Below are 16,561 nucleotides of genomic sequence, written 5' to 3'. Positions count from 1 at the left end.
GATCGCCGCAACCCTCAACCAACGCCCACGACCTACCCTCGACCTACGGACACCAGCCCAAGCGCTGGCCGAGCTGCTCGCCAACCCGGCAGCAGCATGACCGTTGCTTAGACCGATGGACACCGCCATGGTCGAAGTGGCACTTTCCCCGGTCGACCGGGGAAAGTGCCAGAGGCCTCACCCCACCGGCCGCAGCGCGACGAGCCACCGCCGGTGGGGGTGCTCGGTGGGGGTCCACAGCAGGCGCTCGGCCGGCGACCACGACAGGTCCTCGGGGCCCATGGGCGCCGCGGCCACGGTGCGGCGCCACCCGCGCGCGTCGTGGGACCGGGCGGTGACGAGGCTGCCGGGCAGCCACCCGCCGTGCGACGTGGTCACGTGCAGCCGGCCGTCGACCGACGCCACCCCCTGCATCCCCTTCACGCCCGTGTCGATCACCTCGCTGGCCCGCGTCAGCGCGGCGTCCTCGGCCGACCCCGCCGGGAGGCCGTCGTCGGCGAGCGGGAAGCGTGCGATCCGCGTCGACTTCTCGCCGCGCCCGTACTCGCCCACCACCAGCGACCGCGTCCCGACGTCGAGGGACAGGAACGACCAGCGCAGCTTGTCGGTGCCCTCGTCCGCGCCGCCGCGGTGGTCGACGCGCGTGGGCAGCACCCAGCGGTAGCCGAACGCCGTGCCCCGCTCGCCGTCCCCCAGGTGCACGAGGTCGTCGAGGTGTGCCGACACGCAGCCCTTCCCGGTGGCGGCGACGTGCAGCCACGACCCCGACCAGACGACGCCGCCCGCGTGGACCGGCACGGGCTCGTGGCCGACGATGCCGTCGTCGCGGCGTACCGGCTTCACCAGCAGCACGTGCCGGTAGGCCCCGGTGTCGAGGTCGAGGAACGTCAGCCGCGCGCCCTGCTTCATCGGTCCGTCGGGGCCCGGCACCGCCTTCGCGTACGACGACACGACCGCCACCCGCCGGCCCGCGATGCCCTCCGGGACCGTGCCGAGCCCGGTCGCGTCGACCGTGGTCGACACGCCCTGCGGCCACCACTCGTTGCGGCGGTCCTCGGCGTCCCAGCCCCAGGCGGCGGCGACGCGGCGGCCGAGGAGGCGGGGCAGGACGCTGCGGTGCGCCCGGCGGTCGAGGTCGGCGAGCAGGGCGGCGAGCCCGGGGCGGGTGCCGGTCCGGGCGGCGAGCTCGACGACGAGGGGCTCGCGGGAGGGCGTGCGGCGGACGTGGAGCGCGGCGGTCATCCCCCGACGCTACGGGGACTGTTCACAACAGCGGAGAACGCACCGCCGGACGCCCTCTGGGGCGGCCCAGGCGGTGCGTTCTCCGCCTGGGCCGAACGCCGACCCAGCGCCCGGGTCCAGAATGGAGCCGTGCGCGCCATCTTCTTCGACCCCGACGCCGCCGACGCCGCCGTGGCACGCCTGCGGCGGGACGGGTACGACGCCGTGGTCGAGCGCGAGCGGCTCGCCGGCGAGGACGACGACGAGGACCAGCCCTGGGCGGTCGTGAGCGACGCGCCGCCCTTCGTGCTCGAGGTCGTGTGCGACGACCTCGACGGGTGGTTCGACGCCGAGGAGGCCCAGCCGGTGGCGCCGCCCCCGCCCCTCGTGCTCCCCACGGCCCCGAAGCGGATCAAGCGCCCGCAGCAGTGATGTCGGTGCCGCGCCGTACGCTCGCTCCGTGACCAACCAGCACCTCCTGCTCGTCCATGCCCATCCCGACGACGAGACGATCGGCCAGGGCGCGACGATGGCGAAGTACGTCGCGGAGGGCCGCGGCGTCACCCTCGTGACCTGCACGGCCGGCGAGATGGGCGAGGTGCTCGTGCCCGAGCTCGAGCACCTGGCCGCCGACCGCGACGACGCCCTCGGGGAGCACCGCAGGGGCGAGCTCGCCGACGCGATGGCGATCCTCGGCGTCACCGACCACCGCTTCCTGGGCGGGTTCGGGCGCTACCGCGACTCCGGCATGAAGTGGCACCCCGACGGCCACGCGATCGCGGCCGACGAGACCGACGAGCGGGCCTTCGCCAACGCGGACCTCACCGAGGCGGCCGACCACCTCGTGGCGATCATCCGCGAGGTGCGCCCGCAGGTGCTGGTGACCTACGACCAGTTCGGGGGCTACGGGCACCCCGACCACATCCAGGCGCACCGGGTGGCGATGTACGCCGCGCAGCTCGCCGCCGTGCCGTCCTACCGCCGCGACCTGGGCGAGGCCCACGACATCGCCAAGATCTACTGGGGCGCGATGTCCGAGACCCAGCTGCGCGACGGGCTCCGCAAGCTCCGTGCCGCGGGGGACACCACGACCTTCGAGGGCATGGACCCCGAGGGCCCGATGCCCATGGGGTCGCCCGACGCCGACATCGCGTGCCGGGTCGACGCCGGTGCCCTGGCCGACAAGAAGATGGACGCGATGCGCGCCCACGCCACGCAGATCACCGTGGACGGGCCCTTCTTCGCCCTCTCCAACAACCTCGGCACGGCGATCTGGGGGGTCGAGCACTACCGGATCGCCAAGGGCGAGCTCGGCCCGGTCGACGCCGACGGGTGGGAGACCGACCTGTTCGCCGGGCTGTGACGCCCGCCCGCCGCGTCGCGCTCGCCCTCGGCCTGGCCGTCGTGGGCGCGGTGAGCGGGTTCGCCTCGGTGATCGCCGGCGGACACTGGTGGGGCATCGCGCTCGCCGCGGCGACGGCCGCCGCCGTCTTCCTCGCGCTCCCGCCGACCCGGCTGGCCTGGTGCTCGTTCGCCGGGGGGTGGGTCGCGATGCTGCTGCTGGTGCTCAACGGCAACGCCAAGGGCGACTTCGCGGTCGCGTCGGACGGGAAGGGCTACGGGATCCTCGCGCTCGGCTTCCTCGTCGCGCTCGCCGGTGTGGTCGCGCTCGCCGGTGGCCTCGACCGCCGCCCGGCGGGGGGCCGCCCGGACCCTCCGAAGGGGTGAACGGGGTGCACGGACTCGGCGCGCCGACCCGGCATACCTAGGATGACGCCCGTGACTGACGCTGACGAGCCCGCCGACCGGCCCGACGCCGGCTTCGAGGGCGGCGACACCGCCGAGCGCCCCGTCGTGCGGCCGTCCGCGGCGAGTCCCGAGCAGGCCCCCGACACCGAGCGCCTCTCGCTGATCCAGCCCGACCAGCCCGACCAGCCCGACCAGCCCGACGAGCCGACGGAGGAGCCGGTGGTGAAGCAGCGCCGTACGGGCCGGGTCGTGGCCCTCTCCGCGCTGGCGCTCGTGCTGCTGGCGGCGGGGCTGTACGGCGCGGCCTACGCGGTCGCGGGCGACAAGGTCGCCCGGGGCACGACCGTGGCGGGTGTCGACATCGGCGGCCTGACGCAGGCCGAGGCGGAGCAGGAGCTCGAGGACGGCCTCGCCGAGCGCCTGCAGCGCCCGATCTCGGTGACGGTCGCGGACTCGGACCTGTCCGACGAGCTCGACCCGGCGGCCGCCGGCCTCGAGGTGGACTACGCAGCGTCCGTCGCCGCCGCCGGTGGCGAGCGCAGCTGGGCGCCGGGCCGGCTGTGGGACTACTTCACGGGCGGCGACGAGCTGCCCGCCGTGGTGGACGCGGACGACGCGGCCGTCGAGGAGTTCCTCGGCGGGCTCGAGGAGGCGGCCGGCCAGCCGCCCGTCGAGGGTGCGATCACCTTCACCGACGGCCAGCCCGTCGTCACCGACCCGATGCCGGGCCGCGGCTTCGAGCGGGACGAGGCCCTCCCGGCCATCGAGGACGCCTTCGTCGCCGAGGACAGCACCGTCGAGCTGACCCTCACCGACGTGGCGCCGAGCATCGACGCCGCCGACGTGGAGACCGCGCTGGCGACCTTCGCGGAGCCGGCGATGTCCGGTCCCGTGACGCTCGTCTTCGGCGAGACGCCGGTCGAGCTCGCCCCGGTGGAGTACGCGCCGGCCGTGTCGATGGTCGCCGAGGACGGCGCCCTCGTGGGCCGTGTCGACGGCGCCGTGCTGAAGGATCTCGTCGACGACCGCGTGGGCGACCCGGGCCGCCCGGTCGACGCCACCGTCGTCATCGAGAACGGCGCCCCCGTCGTCGTGCCCGCGGAGCCCGGCGTCGACTTCCTGCCGGAGACGCTGGCCTCGGTCTTCACCGAGATCGTGACCGCCCCCGAGGGCAGCCGGGAGGGCACCGTCGAGGCGGAGGCCGTCGAGCCCGAGTTCACGACGGCCGACGCGGAGGCCCTCGGCATCGTCGAGGAGGTCAGCGAGTTCACGACGTACTACCCGCACGCGGCGTACCGGAACACCAACATCGGCCGTGCGGCCGAGCTGATCGACGGCACCGTGCTCAAGCCCGGCGACGTCTTCTCGCTCAACGGGATCGTGGGGGAGCGCACCTACGAGAACGGCTTCACCGACGGGTTCATCATCTCCAACGGTGTCTTCCGCTCCGAGCCCGGCGGCGGCGTCTCGCAGATGGCGACGACGACGTTCAACGCGGCGTACTTCGCGGGCCTCAAGGACGTCGAGCACAAGCCCCACTCGCTCTACATCGACCGCTACCCCGAGGGTCGCGAGGCGACCGTGGCGTGGCCGACGGTGGACCTGAAGTTCGAGAACGACACCGAGCACGGCGTGCTCGTGCAGGCGGTGCTCAGCCCCAGCTCGCCGGGCAACCGCGGCTCGATCACGGTGCGCATGTGGTCGACGAAGGTGTGGGACATCGAGTCCGACGTCTCGGGCCGCTACGCCGTCACCAGCTCGAGCACCCGCACCCTCGACACGGCGGACTGCGAGCCGCAGAGCGGGTCGAGCGGCTTCTCGGTCGACTACGACCGGATCTTCCGCGAGGCGGGGTCGGACGAGATCGTGCGCACCGAGGACTTCAGCTGGACCTACAGCCCGACCCCGACGATCCGCTGCGTCTCGCCCGAGCCGGAGCCGACGCCGCCGCCGGTCGAGCAGGCCGACCCGGTGGAGCCGGGCGAGGCGGGCACGGGCGGCTGAGGCTCCCGTCCCGCGCTAGCGCGGTGGGCCGAGGTACGTCGCCGTGTGGTGCTCCTCGAACCCGAGCCCCGCGTAGAGCGCCAGCGCCGGGTCGTTCGTCGTCAGCACGTGCAGCACGACGGTGGTGACGCCCCGCTCGGCGACCTCGTCGAGGAGCCCGGCGACGATGCGTCGCGCGAGCCCCGTGCGCCGGTACGCCGCGTCCGTTCGCACGTCGTGCACGCACGCCCAGTCGCCCCGGAGGTCGGCGAGGCCGGTGGCGATCCGGTCGCCGCTGGCGGTCACCGACACCCGCACCCGCTCGACGTCGGGCGCCGCGCCGGCGACCGGTCCGTGCTCGGTCGCGACGGTGCCGGTCGCCGCGGTGTGCGGGCTCGCGCCGAGGGCGCGCCGCAGTCGCGCCACGGAGCCGACCTGCACCGCGACGGCGTGTCCCGCGAAGTCCGCCGGTTCCGTCCAGCCCTCGGCCCGCAACGCGGTCTCCTCGGCCGAGCCCACCGCGACGCACAGCTCCGGGCGGCGGTCGCGGGCGGCGTACCAGTCCTGGATCGCCGCGAGCGCCTCGCCGAGCGGGCGGTCGGGGCTGCCGTAGGCGAGCACCGAGCTGGCGCGCCGCCGCACCCGTCCCTCGTGCGGCGGGGACACCTGGAGGAGCCAGTCGCCCAGCGCGGCGGTCTCGCCGGGCCACAGCCCGCGCACGCGTCGCTGCACCTCACCGCCCGGCACGTGCTGGAGCCGGCTGGCGCGGGGCGGGACGGGCTTGCCCGAGACGATGAGCGCGTGCGGGACGGTGACGGCGGTGCCGTCCTCGCGCCGTACGACGAGGTCGGGCCACCACGTCTCCGCCACCCCCAGCACGTCGGTGAACGCGGGCCCGCCGGTGGGGCCGGTCTCGCCGGGGACGAGTCGGCGCACGACGACCCGGGTACCGACGACGTGCGGGCCCAGGCCGTGGGCCCCGGTGGCGGGTGCTCCGCTGCTCACACCGCTGCTCACATCGTGGGGTTCGTCGGGGGAGGTCACCTCGCGGATACTAGGCTGGCGGCCGCGCGTGATCCGCGCCCGCTGCATCCCGATCGACCCCGCTCCACCAAGGCACGACCACGTGCCCGTGACTCCAGGAGGACCCCGAGATGACGTACGTCGTCGCCCAGCCGTGTGTGGACGTCAAGGACCGCGCGTGCGTCGACGAGTGTCCGGTCGACTGCATCTACGAGGGCAACCGGATGCTCTACATCCACCCCGACGAGTGCGTCGACTGCGGCGCGTGCGAGCCGGTCTGCCCGGTGGAGGCCATCTACTACGAGGACGACACCCCGGAGGAGTGGAAGGAGTACTACACGGCCAACGTGAACTTCTTCGACGACCTGGGCTCGCCCGGCGGCGCAGCGAAGATGGGCGTGATCGAGGCCGACCACCCCTTCATCGCCGCCCTGCCGCCCCAGAACCAGGAGTGAGCGCCCCGGCGCGGCGCGCCGTCTCCCAGCGCCTGCCCGACTTCCCCTGGGACGGTCTGGTGGTGCACGCCGAGCGGGCGCGCGCCCACCCTGACGGCATCGTCGACCTGTCCATCGGTACGCCGGTGGACCCGACCCCCGCGGTCGCACAGGCCGCGCTGGCCGCGGCCGCCGATGCGCCGGGCTACCCGACGACGATCGGCATCCCGGCCGTGCGCCAGGCGGCCATCGACTGGTTGGCGCGCAACCACGGCGTGACGGGCCTCGGGCTCGACGGCGTGCTGCCGGTGGTGGGCTCGAAGGAGCTCATCGCGGCGCTCCCGCTGCACCTGGGCATCGGCCCGGGCGACCTCGTGGTGCTGCCGGAGGTCGCGTACCCGACGTACGAGGTCAGCGCCGCCCTCGCGGGCGCGGAGTCGCTGGCGACCGATTCGCTGACGGCGATCGGGCCGCGGGTGCCGGCGCTGCTCTACCTGAACAGCCCGTCCAACCCCACCGGCCGCGTGCTGCCCCCGGCCCACCTGCGCAAGGTGGTCGAGTGGTGCCGCGAGCGTGGGGTGCTGCTGGTCAGCGACGAGTGCTACATCGAGAACAGCTGGGACGGCCCCGTCGCGTCGGTGCTGCACCCCGACGTCTCGGGCGGCTCCCACGAGGGCATTCTCGCCATCCACTCGCTGTCGAAGCGGTCGAACCTGGCCGGCTACCGCTGCGCCTTCGTCGCCGGCGACCCGGCCGTGGTGGGCGAGCTCCTCGCCGTGCGGAAGAACCTCGGCCTCATCATGCCGCTGCCGCAGCAGCACGCGATGATCGCCGCTCTCGGTGACGACACGCACGCGCTGGAGCAGCACAGCCGGTACGCCGCCCGCCGCACCCGCCTGCGTTCCGCCCTGGAGCGGGCCGGGTTTCGGATCGACCACTCGGAAGCATCGCTCTACCTGTGGTCCACCCGCGGCGAGGACGCCTGGGACACCGTCGCGTGGCTCGCCGAGCGCGGGATCCTCGTGGCGCCGGGTGCGTTCTACGGCGCCGCCGGGCGCCAGCACGTGCGCGTCGCGTTCACCGCGACCGACGAGCGCATCGACGCCGCCGTCGCGCGCTTGGGCTGAGGCCTGGGGCCTGGGGCCTGGGGCCTGGGGCCTGGGGCTGGGGCTTCGGGGCTCGGCGCCGCGCCGGGGCCGCGAAGTGTGCGGTTGGGGTGGGTCTGGTTGCGCCGGGCCTGCCCCAGCGGCACATTTCGGCCCTCGCGGGGTGGTGGCTGGGGCCTCGGCGCCGCGCCGACCCGCGAAGTGTGCGGTTGGGGTGGGTCTGGTTGCGCCGGACCGGCCCCAGCTGCACATTTCTGGGCCGCTTGGCGGGGCGCCCGCCCCGGCCTCGGCCTCGGCCCCGGCCCCGGCCCGGTGCGAAATGTGCGGTTGGAGCAACTGGCATCGTGTCGGACCGGCCCCAGCTGCACACTTCTGGGCCGCTTGGCGGGGCGCCCGCCCCACACCGGCTCGCCTACGCCGCCCGGCGCCCGTCGACCTCGGGCTCGACGTCCCCGGCCTCGCACGGGCCCTCGCCCGGAAGCTCGCCCGGAAGCTCGCCCGGAAGCTCGTCCGGAACCGGGTCCCGCCGTGCATTGGTCCGCAGCGCCCAGCGCGAGCTCAGCCACGCCCGTCCGGCGGGGGTCTCGCCGCTGGTGCGCAGCATCCGCCACCACGTCAGCACCCGCCGCTGGTCGTGGGGGAGGCCCGCCGCGTCGTACAGCTCCCGCGCCAGCTGTTGCGACCGTTCCCCGAGGTCGTGCTGCGTGACGGCGATCCGCCCCCAGCCCTCCGTCCTGAGCCGTCGGTCGCGACGCAACCCGTCGGCGTACGCCTCCTTCTCGCGGTGGCCGGCGCCGTCGTACTCCACCAGCGTCCTCGTGCCCGGGATCCACAGGTCGCCGCGCGCGACGAAGGAGCCGTCGGCCGCCTGCACCTCGTGCTGCGCAGTGACCGGGACCCGCAGCGTGCGGCACAACGCCCCCAGCGTGACCTCCGGTGCGGACTCGGCCCGACCGGGATCGACCAGGAGTGCCAGCGCCGCGCGGAGGGCACTCGCCCCCCGCACGCCGGGTCGCCCCGCGGCCGCCTCCACCTCGGCGGGACCCACGCCACGTGCATCTCCCTGCGGCCGGAGCGCCCCGCCGACGACGACCGCGAGGTCCAGCGGCCCCAGCACGCGGCCGCAGTCGAGGAGCGTCCGCACCGGCGACGCCAGCCGCAGGTCCCCGACGCGTTCGACATCCGGGGCCTCGACCGCGCGGATCAAGCGCACGCCCGGGCGCCGCGACTGACCGGTGCCGACCTTCGTCGCGGCGAACACGGGCACGTCGTCGGGAAGCCCCGGCAGCCACCACCCCCGCACCCGTGCAGCGGTCAGCCCCGTCAGCACGGCGTCGTCCGGCAGCGCCTCCTGGAACCCGCGCAGGTCCAGCAGCTCGGCCTCCTCCGCGCCCGACCGGCGATGGACCCCGCGCGTCACCCGCTCCCACCCGGCCTGCCGCGAACGCCCGAGGCGCAGGTCGGCGGGGAGGTCGAGGTCGTCGTCCAGGGACACGGGTACGACGCTGCCCCACCCCCGGCGCTCCCGGAGCCGTCCGGTGACGGCCTGTGGAGGGGTCCGGCCCGGCGAGCGCCTGGGGACGTCCAGCGGGCCGGCGTCGTCGCGGGTCCGCCTCAGCCCCTACCCCACCCCAGCGAAATGGGACGTCGGGACAGGCCGGGCGCGACCAGACCCACCCCAACCGCACATTTCGCGACCACGGGATCGTGCGCCCCAGCCCGACAACCCAAGCCCCCCACCCCATCTCACCCACCGAACACCGGTCCCACCATCCGGACGCCGAATTCGCGCCCACCCAGCATCCGCCTACATTGGGCGACGTGTTCACGACCTTGCTGACGAAGCGACGCGCAGTCGACCACTGCCGCGTGCGCTCCGCCCTGTGTCGCTGCTCCTGATCGACCGCCGCCCCTCCGCGCCGCGGGACGTCCACGCCCACCGGCACGTCCACCTGGGCCCCGACGACGCCGACCAGCAGCCCCGCACCCCGAACACCACCGTCAGGAACTCCATGTCCACCGACTCTGCCGCGCTCACGCCGGGCACGCGCCCCCAGGTCCCGGCCGGCATCGACCCCCGCGGCCCGCAGGTCGCCGCCGCCATCACCTCGGTCGTGCTGGCCGTCACCCTCCTCCTGGGCGACAGCACGGCGGCGCTCGTGCTGCTCGGTCTCCAGGCCGCGGTCTTCGCGGTCGGGGCGGCGGCGGGGCCGCAGCACGCGCCGTACGGCTGGGTGTTCCGCACCCTCGTCCGTCCCCGCCTGCAGCCGCCCACGGAGCTGGAGGACCCGGCGCCGCCGCGCTTCGCCCAGGCCGTGGGCCTCGGGTTCGTCGTGGTCGCGCTGGCGGCGTACCTGCTCGGGGCGACCCTCGTCGGCCAGGTGGCCGTCGGCTTCGCCCTCGTCGCGGCCCTGCTGAACGCGGTGTTCGCGTTCTGCCTGGGCTGCGAGGTCTACCTGCTGGCCAAGCGCGCGACCGCCTGACCCGGCACGCCCCCGCACCACCGCACCACCCACCCGACGTCCAGCACCACAACCGAAAGGCACCAACCATGAGCCGCGAGTCCGCACTCGTCTCCACGCAGTGGGTCGAGGACAACCTCGACACCGACGGCATCGTCGTCGTCGAGGTCGACGAGGACACCACGTCCTACGACAAGGGCCACATCCGTGGCGCCGTGAAGCTGGACTGGACGACCGAGCTGCAGGACCAGGTCCGCCGCGACTTCGTCAACAAGCAGCAGTTCGAGGAGCTCCTGTCCCGCAAGGGCATCTCCAACGACGACCTGGTGCTGCTCTACGGCGGCAACAACAACTGGTTCGCGGCCTACGCGTTCTGGTACTTCACGCTCTACGGCCACACGAACGTCAAGCTGGTCGACGGCGGCCGCAAGAAGTGGGAGCTCGAGTCCCGCGAGCTGACGAACGAGGTGCCCGAGCGCGCCGCCACGCAGTACGTCGCGCAGGAGCAGGACCGCTCCATCCGCGCCTTCCGTGACGACGCCGTCGCCGCCATCGGCGTGCAGAACCTCGTCGACGTGCGCAGCCCCGACGAGTACGCGGGTCGCCTCCTCGCCCCGGCCCACCTCCCGCAGGAGCAGGCGCAGCGTGCCGGCCACGTCCCCACGTCGATCAACGTGCCGTGGAGCAAGAACGTCAACGACGACGGCACCTTCAAGTCGGATGAGGACCTCAAGGCCCTCTACGCCGACGCCGGCATCGACGACTCCAAGGACACGATCGCGCTCTGCCGCATCGGTGAGCGCTCGTCGCTCACGTGGTTCGTGCTCAAGGAGCTCCTCGGCCACCAGAACGTGAAGAACTACGACGGTTCGTGGACCGAGTACGGCTCCCTCGTGGGCGTGCCCGTGGCCCTCGGCGACGAGCCCGGCGAGGCCTGACATGTGCGGAGCAACGAAGGGCGGCCTCTCCCTCGACGGCGTCAACGTCGCGAAGGAGGCCGTGATCCAGGGCCAGGTGCTGCGCGACGGCGAGCCCGTCGAGAGCGCCTACGTGCGTCTGCTCGACCGCACCGGTGAGTTCACCGCGGAGGTCCCGACCTCCGCGACGGGCCACTTCCGGTTCTTCGCCGGCGACGGCGAGTGGACCCTGCGCACGCTCGCCCCGAAGGCGGAGACCGTCGACCGCACGGTCGTCGCCCGCACCGGCGTCGTCGCCGAGGTCGAGATCGCGATCTGACCAACGGTCAGCAGCGCACCACCAGCACAGCACCACCGCACGGGCCCCGGAGCACTGCTCCGGGGCCCGTCGGCGTCCTGGCGCCGATGCGGTTCACTGGTCCGGTGCCGTCTCCCGCCTCCGACCTCGTCGTCGTGCGCCGCGGCGCGCTCGTCGTCCTCGGCATCGTCGCGCCGGTGGTCACGCTGCTCGGGTTCGCCCTCCTCCTCGGCAGCGGCAACGGCGTGGTGCTCGTGCCGGGTCTCCTGCTCTGCGTCGCGCTGGCGGGCGGGGTGGCCCAGGAGCGTGCGTACGTCGCGGGGGAGCGCCACCCGCCCGCACCGACGCTCGTCGTGCTGCGCGGGGGCGAGCCGGCCCTGTTCCTGCCGCGCGACCGGGCGGTCGTCCAGAACGTCACCCGGGTGCTGCTCGGGACCGGTGTGACACTGCTCATCGGGGCGGTGCTCGCCCTCGTCTCCGCCCACTGGCTCCTGGCGTCGGCCTGCGGGCTCGCGGGTGTCGCGTTCCTCGTGGTCGCCGCGCCCGGGCGGGACACCGCGGGCGGCGTCTGGCTGACCCCGCACCGGGTCATCGCGGAGCACCTCGGCACGACGTGGGAGGTGCCGTGGACGGCGATCGCCCGCGTCGATCCCGGGGAACCGCTGGAGATCGCGCTGCACGACGGCGCCCGGCCGGTGGTGGACCGCCACGGCCCTCCGGTCCGTTCGTGGCGGGTCCGCCCGCTCACCCTCCGCACGCGCTGGCTGGCGGGCGGCGCGGAGACCGCGGCGTACGTCGTGGGGCGAGCGGCTGCCGACCCGCGGTTCCGCGCGGGGCTGGGCACGCCGGGGTCGCTGCCCCCGGTGGTCTAGACGCGCCCTCAACGTTGCCGCAAGGGCGGCGGGATCCGCTGACGTCCGCCCTAGCGTCTTCGTGTCGAGACCACGGCGATCCGAGGAGCTCTGAGTGCGCAGGATGAAGCGGCTGGCCCGCGCGGTGCGGTGCCGGATGAAGTACGGCGACAGCTGTCCGCACCACCCGGCCTATCACCCCTGAGCGTGGTCGTGGGGAAGGTCACGGCACCGCTGGTCCAGACATGGTTCTCCGGCGGTAGCAATCGGTGCCACCCTTAGGGGTGAGCGCCAACGTCACGTCAGGGGAGGGTTCAGGGGCACATGGCTCGTCGCAGTCCGGTTGAGGAGCGTCGCCTGGTGAGGGCGCTGCAGTACTCGCTGCTCGTCATCCTGTCGATCGTCACTCTCGTGCTCTGCTACCTCGCGGTGACCCGCACGCCGTAGGAGATCCTCCCGCCGGAGGTGTTCTCGACCGCAGGATCTTCTGCCAGCATGGCGGGATGGCTGACACCGTCGTCGACGACCTGCTCATCACCGTCGCCCCCACGGGGGCCGAGACCGCCAAGGCGGACTGCCCGGACCTGCCGACGACGCTCGACGAGCTCGTCGCGACGGCGAAGGAGTGCGAGGCGGCGGGTGCGGGACTGATCCACGTCCACGTGCGCGACGCCGACCACCGCCCGACGCTCGATCCCGGGCTCCTGCGCGAGACGGTCGCCGCGCTGCGGGAGTCGACGGCGCTCGTCGTGCAGCTGTCCACCGGGGGCTCGGTGCACGACCCCCTCGAGGACCGGCTGCGCGTGCTCGACGCCGCCCCCGACTCCTGCTCCATCACGCTCGGCACCGTGAACTTCGGCGACGACGTCTTCCTCAACCCGTGGCCCTTCGTGCGCGACCTCCACCGCGCCGCCCGGGAGCGGGGCATCGCGCCCGAGTTCGAGCTCTTCGACCTCGGGCACGTCGCGGCCCTGGGCCGGCTCCTGGCGAAGGACGGACTGCCGGTCGGCGACCGGGTGCACTGCGACCTCGTCATGGGGGTGCCGGGTGGGATGCCGGGCACGGCCGACGCGCTCGTCGCGGCCGTCGCGGCCCTGCCGCCGCAAGTCACGTCGTGGTCGGCGACGGGCATCGGGCGCACGGCGATGACGGTGGCGATGGCCGCCCTCGCCAAGGGGGGCCACCTCCGTGTCGGCATGGAGGACACGCTCACCCTCGCGCCGGGCGAGCCGGTCGGGAGCAACCGCCGTCTCGTGGAGCGGGTCGTGACCCTGGGTGGTCTAGTCCACCGGACGCCGATGGCACCGTCTCGGGTCCGGGAGGTCCTGGGATTGGCCCCGGCGCGGTGACCTGGGTCTCGGGGAGCGTTACGAGAGCGTGAACTTCGACCATAAGTGTCGATATTTGCCGAGAGTGGTCCGGAACCCTCCCGGGATGCCCTAGAGTTCGGGGCGGATGGATGAGGGGTTCATCCGTCCGCTTCGATCTACGTCAGGGGTTCTCATGAAGAAGCTTCTCGTGGCGATCATCTCCACGGTCGTGATGGCCGTTGGCGTGCTCGCCGGTTCGGCCGCAACTGCACAGGCTGCGGAGGGCTACCCGGGTCAGTACTCCACGGGTTCCCGCCTCACGCCCGACCCGATCTCCAACGTCGGCAAGGCCGGCACGGGCAAGGGCTTCACGATCTTCTACGCCGGTGAGCCCGGCGTGCGCCTCAACGGCACGGCCTACGTCTCGATCCGTCGCTACGGCACGAGCACCGTGCAGGTGAAGCAGTACCGCTACACCGGCACGACCCGCTACTTCACGACGCCGACCTTCACGCCGGGCGTCAAGGCCAACTACCGCGTGACGATCACGTTCGTGCCGGACGACGAGCAGTTCCGTCCCTCGGTCCGCGCCTGGAACGTCTGGGTCACGGTGTCCGGTCGCGCCTGATCCGTCAGCTCACCAGAACGGCCCCCGCCTCGCGGCGGCGGCCGTTCTGCATTTCCCGGGTGCGTCGGGACGCGTGAACGACGCCGGAGCCGCCTCAGTAGACGAGCGCCTGGACGCCGTCGCCCAGGATCTCCTCGGCGAAGGTGGCGGCACCGGCGATCCGCACGCCGGGCAGCAGGTCGGGCTCGGAGATCCCACGGCGCACGGCGCACTGCGTGCACACCGTCACCTGGCCCAGGTCGACCACGGTCGCGAGCAGGTCGGCGAGCGGGGCAGCGTGGGGGAGGGCGAACTCCTCCGCGCGACCGGGCACGCCGAACCAGGCGGCCTCGCCGGTGAGCCACAGGCCGACGTCGGCGCCTGCGGCGGCTGCTGCCGCGGCGACCGTGAAGGCCTGGTTGCAGCGCTCGGCGTCCTCGGCCCCGCAGGTGACCTTGATCCTCAGGCTTCGCATCCCGCCAGCCTAGGACGACGCGCGGACGGGCGCCGATAGACTCACCCGTCATGGATGCCGTGCTGATCGCCGTGCTCGTCGCCGCGCCCCTGGGGCTCGCGGCGTTGGCCCTCCGCGCGGTGGCGCGCCTCGTGGGCGCCGGGGCCGGAGGGCGGGCCTGATGGCGTTCGAGCTGCCGGTCGACCTCCACCCCGACTGCGGGCCCATTGCCTGGATGCTCGGCACCTGGCGGGGCAACGGCCACGGGGACTACCCGACGATCGAGCCCTACCAGTTCGGCCAGGAGCTCATCTTCACCCACGACGGGCGGCCGTTCTTCCACTACATGGCGCGCTCGTGGGTGGTGGACGCCGAGGGCACGAAGGTCCGGGACGACGCGATCGAGACCGGCTTCCTCCGCGGTCTGCCCGGGGGCAAGGTGGAGCTGCTGCTCAGCCACGAGTCTGGGGTCGTCGAGATCTGGATCGGTGAGGCCGAGGGCGGCAAGGTCGAGATCGTGACCGACGCGATCGGGCGCACCGAGGGTGCCCCCGAGGTGACGGGCGGCAAGCGGCTCTACGGCAACGTCGAGGGCGACCTGCTCTACGCCTACGACATGGCCGCCTTCGGCGAGGCCCTCCAGCCGCGCACGTGGGCCCGTCTGCAGCGGGCCTGACCGTGGGCGCGCACCAGCCGGCTGCGCCGGGGGACGGCGTCGAGCCGGACTGGCGTGCCCGCCTCCGTGCGCAGGGGTACCGCCTGACGCCCCAGCGCGAGCTCATCCTCCAAGCGGTGACGACCCTGCGCCACGCCACCCCCGACGAGGTGCTCGCCGAGGTGCGGAAGTCGTCGTCGGCGGTCAATCTCTCGACGGTCTACCGCACGCTCGAGGTGCTCGAGGGCCTCGGTCTCGTGCGGCACGCGCACCTGAGCGACCGGGCGCCCACCTTCCACGCCGTCGACGACGGCCACGAGCACTTCCACCTCGTCTGCCGGAAGTGTGGGCGCACCTCCGCTGTTGACGTGGGGGAGGCCGCTCCGTTCCTCGACGCGCTCCGCGACCGCCGCGGGTTCGTCGCCGACGCCGGCCACCTGGCCATCTTCGGGGAGTGCGTGCGCTGCCCGACCGAGGAGGAGACGCAGTGACCACCGACGCACCCAGCCCCGCCCCCGCCAGCAGCCCGCTGCTGCGCCTGCCGGGAGCCGTGGCCGCGAACGGCATCGACGCCCCCGTGGCGGCGCACTACGGCTCGTTCAACGTGGAGCAGCGCGCCCTGGTGGCGGGCGAGGGCTTCGTGGACCTGTCCCACCACGACGTGATCCGGGTGTCGGGGGAGGACCGCCTGACGTGGCTGCACTCGTTGACGACGCAGCACCTCACCGACCTCGCGCCGCGGGAGTGGACCGGCGTGCTCGTCCTCAGTCCGCAGGGCCACGTCGAGCACGCCTTCTTCGGGTACGACGACGGTGAGGCCTTCCTCGCGCACACCGAGCCCGGCCAGGGCGCGGGCCTGGTGGCGTTCCTCGACCGGATGCGCTTCTGGTCGAAGGTCGAGGTCGCCGACGTGACCGCGCAGTGGGCGCTCACGTGGCGCCCGGCGTCGCGCGGCGACGGCCCCTACGCGGCGTACGAGCTCGTCCCGCGGGACCAGCTGGAGTCGTACGCCGCGGCGGCGGGCCCGGCGGCCGGCCTGTGGGCCTTCGAGGCCCTGCGCATCGAGCGCGGCGAGCCGCGCCTCGGCCTCGACACCGACCACCGCACGATCCCCAACGAGGCGGGGTGGATCGGCCCGGCCGTGCACCTCGACAAGGGGTGCTACCGCGGGCAGGAGACCGTGGCGCGGGTCCACACGCTGGGGCGTCCGCCCCGGCGCCTGACGCTGCTCCACCTCGACGGGTCCCAGGAGACGTTGCCCACACCGGGCGCGGAGCTGCGGCTGGGGGAGAAGGTCGTCGGCTTCGTCGGCACCTCCGCGCGGCACCACGAGCTGGGCCCGATCGCGCTGGCGATGGTGAAGCGGAACGTCGCGCTGGACGCGACGCTCGAGGTCGAGGGCATGCCCGCGGGCCAGGAGGTACTCGTCGACCCCGAGGTGGGTCTGCACGTCCGTCCACGCCTGCGCTGATCCCTCGCTAGAGTCACGCC

General features: G+C 73.7%; 20 protein-coding genes. 16 read left to right on the top strand and 4 right to left on the bottom strand.

The annotated features are described in order from the left end of the window. Positions 1–177: 177 nt before the first annotated feature. Entirely contained in the window at positions 178–1,242 is a 1,065-nt protein-coding gene (locus tag G3T38_RS17250) for a hypothetical protein (protein ID WP_163773568.1), read from the bottom strand. 129 nt (positions 1,243–1,371) lie between these two features. On the opposite strand from G3T38_RS17250, the gene G3T38_RS17245 reads away from it, so the two are divergent. Genes G3T38_RS17245 through G3T38_RS22805 form a run of 4 tightly spaced genes read left to right on the top strand, consistent with a single transcriptional unit; the run spans position 1,372 to position 4,974 of the window. Then, the gene (locus G3T38_RS17245; RefSeq protein ID WP_163773566.1) at positions 1,372–1,653 is read left to right on the top strand and encodes a hypothetical protein; all 282 of its coding nucleotides are present in this window, start codon (positions 1,372–1,374) and stop codon (positions 1,651–1,653) included. Between the two features lie 28 nt (positions 1,654–1,681). Further along, complete coding sequence (gene mshB / locus G3T38_RS17240) at positions 1,682–2,584, top strand: N-acetyl-1-D-myo-inositol-2-amino-2-deoxy-alpha-D-glucopyranoside deacetylase (RefSeq protein ID WP_163773565.1); 903 nt, start codon at positions 1,682–1,684, stop codon at positions 2,582–2,584. Beyond that, the gene (locus G3T38_RS17235) at positions 2,581–2,949 is read left to right on the top strand and encodes a hypothetical protein (protein WP_163773563.1); all 369 of its coding nucleotides are present in this window, start codon (positions 2,581–2,583) and stop codon (positions 2,947–2,949) included. Before mshB ends, G3T38_RS17235 begins: the two co-directional genes overlap by 4 nt. A gap of 51 nt (positions 2,950–3,000) precedes the next feature. Next, positions 3,001–4,974: a VanW family protein gene (locus G3T38_RS22805; RefSeq protein WP_163773561.1), complete on the top strand. Its 1,974-nt coding sequence runs from the start codon at positions 3,001–3,003 to the stop codon at positions 4,972–4,974. Between the two features lie 15 nt (positions 4,975–4,989). On the opposite strand, the gene G3T38_RS17225 is transcribed toward G3T38_RS22805, so the two are convergent. After that, on the bottom strand, positions 4,990–5,997 hold the full coding sequence (locus G3T38_RS17225; RefSeq protein WP_163773559.1) for a GNAT family N-acetyltransferase: 1,008 nt from the start codon (positions 5,995–5,997) through the stop codon (positions 4,990–4,992). A 110-nt stretch (positions 5,998–6,107) separates the two neighbouring features. Between G3T38_RS17225 and fdxA the strand changes: the two genes are divergently transcribed. Next, a complete protein-coding gene (gene fdxA / locus G3T38_RS21080) occupies positions 6,108–6,431 on the top strand; it encodes a ferredoxin (protein ID WP_163773557.1) in 324 nt (107 codons plus the stop codon). Beyond that, positions 6,428–7,537, top strand: coding sequence for a succinyldiaminopimelate transaminase (gene dapC, locus G3T38_RS17215; RefSeq protein WP_338037735.1), 1,110 nt, complete (start codon positions 6,428–6,430; stop codon positions 7,535–7,537). Before fdxA ends, dapC begins: the two co-directional genes overlap by 4 nt. 391 nt (positions 7,538–7,928) lie before the next feature. Here the strand turns inward: dapC and G3T38_RS17210 are convergent, their stop codons facing one another. Next, positions 7,929–9,011 carry a hypothetical protein gene (locus G3T38_RS17210; protein ID WP_163773555.1) on the bottom strand — a complete coding sequence of 361 codons (1,083 nt, stop codon included), beginning with the start codon at positions 9,009–9,011 and terminating at the stop codon, positions 7,929–7,931. 388 nt (positions 9,012–9,399) lie between these two features. On the opposite strand from G3T38_RS17210, the gene G3T38_RS17205 reads away from it, so the two are divergent. The 7 genes from G3T38_RS17205 to G3T38_RS17180 all read left to right on the top strand — a co-directional run bounded on the left by G3T38_RS17205 (position 9,400) and on the right by G3T38_RS17180 (position 13,982). Beyond that, complete coding sequence (locus tag G3T38_RS17205; protein ID WP_338037734.1) at positions 9,400–9,999, top strand: DUF4395 domain-containing protein; 600 nt, start codon at positions 9,400–9,402, stop codon at positions 9,997–9,999. Between the two features lie 68 nt (positions 10,000–10,067). Continuing rightward, entirely contained in the window at positions 10,068–10,916 is an 849-nt protein-coding gene (locus tag G3T38_RS17200; protein WP_163773554.1) for a sulfurtransferase, read from the top strand. A 1-nt stretch (position 10,917) separates the two neighbouring features. Further along, complete coding sequence (locus G3T38_RS17195; protein ID WP_163773552.1) at positions 10,918–11,214, top strand: DUF1416 domain-containing protein; 297 nt, start codon at positions 10,918–10,920, stop codon at positions 11,212–11,214. 104 nt (positions 11,215–11,318) lie between these two features. Continuing rightward, positions 11,319–12,065: a hypothetical protein gene (locus G3T38_RS17190; RefSeq protein ID WP_163773549.1), complete on the top strand. Its 747-nt coding sequence runs from the start codon at positions 11,319–11,321 to the stop codon at positions 12,063–12,065. A gap of 303 nt (positions 12,066–12,368) precedes the next feature. Beyond that, positions 12,369–12,491, top strand: a complete 123-nt coding sequence (locus tag G3T38_RS22365; protein WP_275940951.1) for a hypothetical protein — start codon at positions 12,369–12,371, stop codon at positions 12,489–12,491. A gap of 56 nt (positions 12,492–12,547) precedes the next feature. Further along, positions 12,548–13,393, top strand: a complete 846-nt coding sequence (locus G3T38_RS17185) for a beta-keto acid cleavage family enzyme (protein WP_163773547.1) — start codon at positions 12,548–12,550, stop codon at positions 13,391–13,393. Positions 13,394–13,547: 154 nt separating this feature from the next. Further along, positions 13,548–13,982: a hypothetical protein gene (locus G3T38_RS17180; RefSeq protein WP_163773545.1), complete on the top strand. Its 435-nt coding sequence runs from the start codon at positions 13,548–13,550 to the stop codon at positions 13,980–13,982. 94 nt (positions 13,983–14,076) lie between these two features. On the opposite strand, the gene G3T38_RS17175 is transcribed toward G3T38_RS17180, so the two are convergent. Next, positions 14,077–14,436 carry a DsrE family protein gene (locus tag G3T38_RS17175; RefSeq protein ID WP_163773544.1) on the bottom strand — a complete coding sequence of 120 codons (360 nt, stop codon included), beginning with the start codon at positions 14,434–14,436 and terminating at the stop codon, positions 14,077–14,079. 160 nt (positions 14,437–14,596) lie between these two features. Between G3T38_RS17175 and G3T38_RS17170 the strand changes: the two genes are divergently transcribed. Genes G3T38_RS17170 through ygfZ form a run of 3 tightly spaced genes read left to right on the top strand, consistent with a single transcriptional unit; the run spans position 14,597 to position 16,541 of the window. Further along, the gene (locus tag G3T38_RS17170; RefSeq protein WP_163773543.1) at positions 14,597–15,091 is read left to right on the top strand and encodes a heme-binding beta-barrel domain-containing protein; all 495 of its coding nucleotides are present in this window, start codon (positions 14,597–14,599) and stop codon (positions 15,089–15,091) included. 2 nt (positions 15,092–15,093) lie between these two features. Beyond that, positions 15,094–15,561 (top strand): transcriptional repressor, encoded by a 468-nt coding sequence (locus tag G3T38_RS17165; protein ID WP_163773542.1) that lies wholly within the window; start codon positions 15,094–15,096, stop codon positions 15,559–15,561. Continuing rightward, positions 15,558–16,541: a CAF17-like 4Fe-4S cluster assembly/insertion protein YgfZ gene (ygfZ, locus tag G3T38_RS17160; protein ID WP_338037733.1), complete on the top strand. Its 984-nt coding sequence runs from the start codon at positions 15,558–15,560 to the stop codon at positions 16,539–16,541. The genes G3T38_RS17165 and ygfZ overlap by 4 nt, the downstream gene beginning before the upstream one ends. Positions 16,542–16,561 lie beyond the last annotated feature (20 nt).

Origin of the sequence: Nocardioides zeae, from assembly GCF_010686755.1 — a bacterium.
GTDB classification, from domain to species: domain Bacteria; phylum Actinomycetota; class Actinomycetes; order Propionibacteriales; family Nocardioidaceae; genus Nocardioides; species Nocardioides zeae.
The sequence above is the reverse complement of the archived record's forward strand: the minus strand, read 5'-3'. Positions and strand labels throughout refer to the sequence as shown.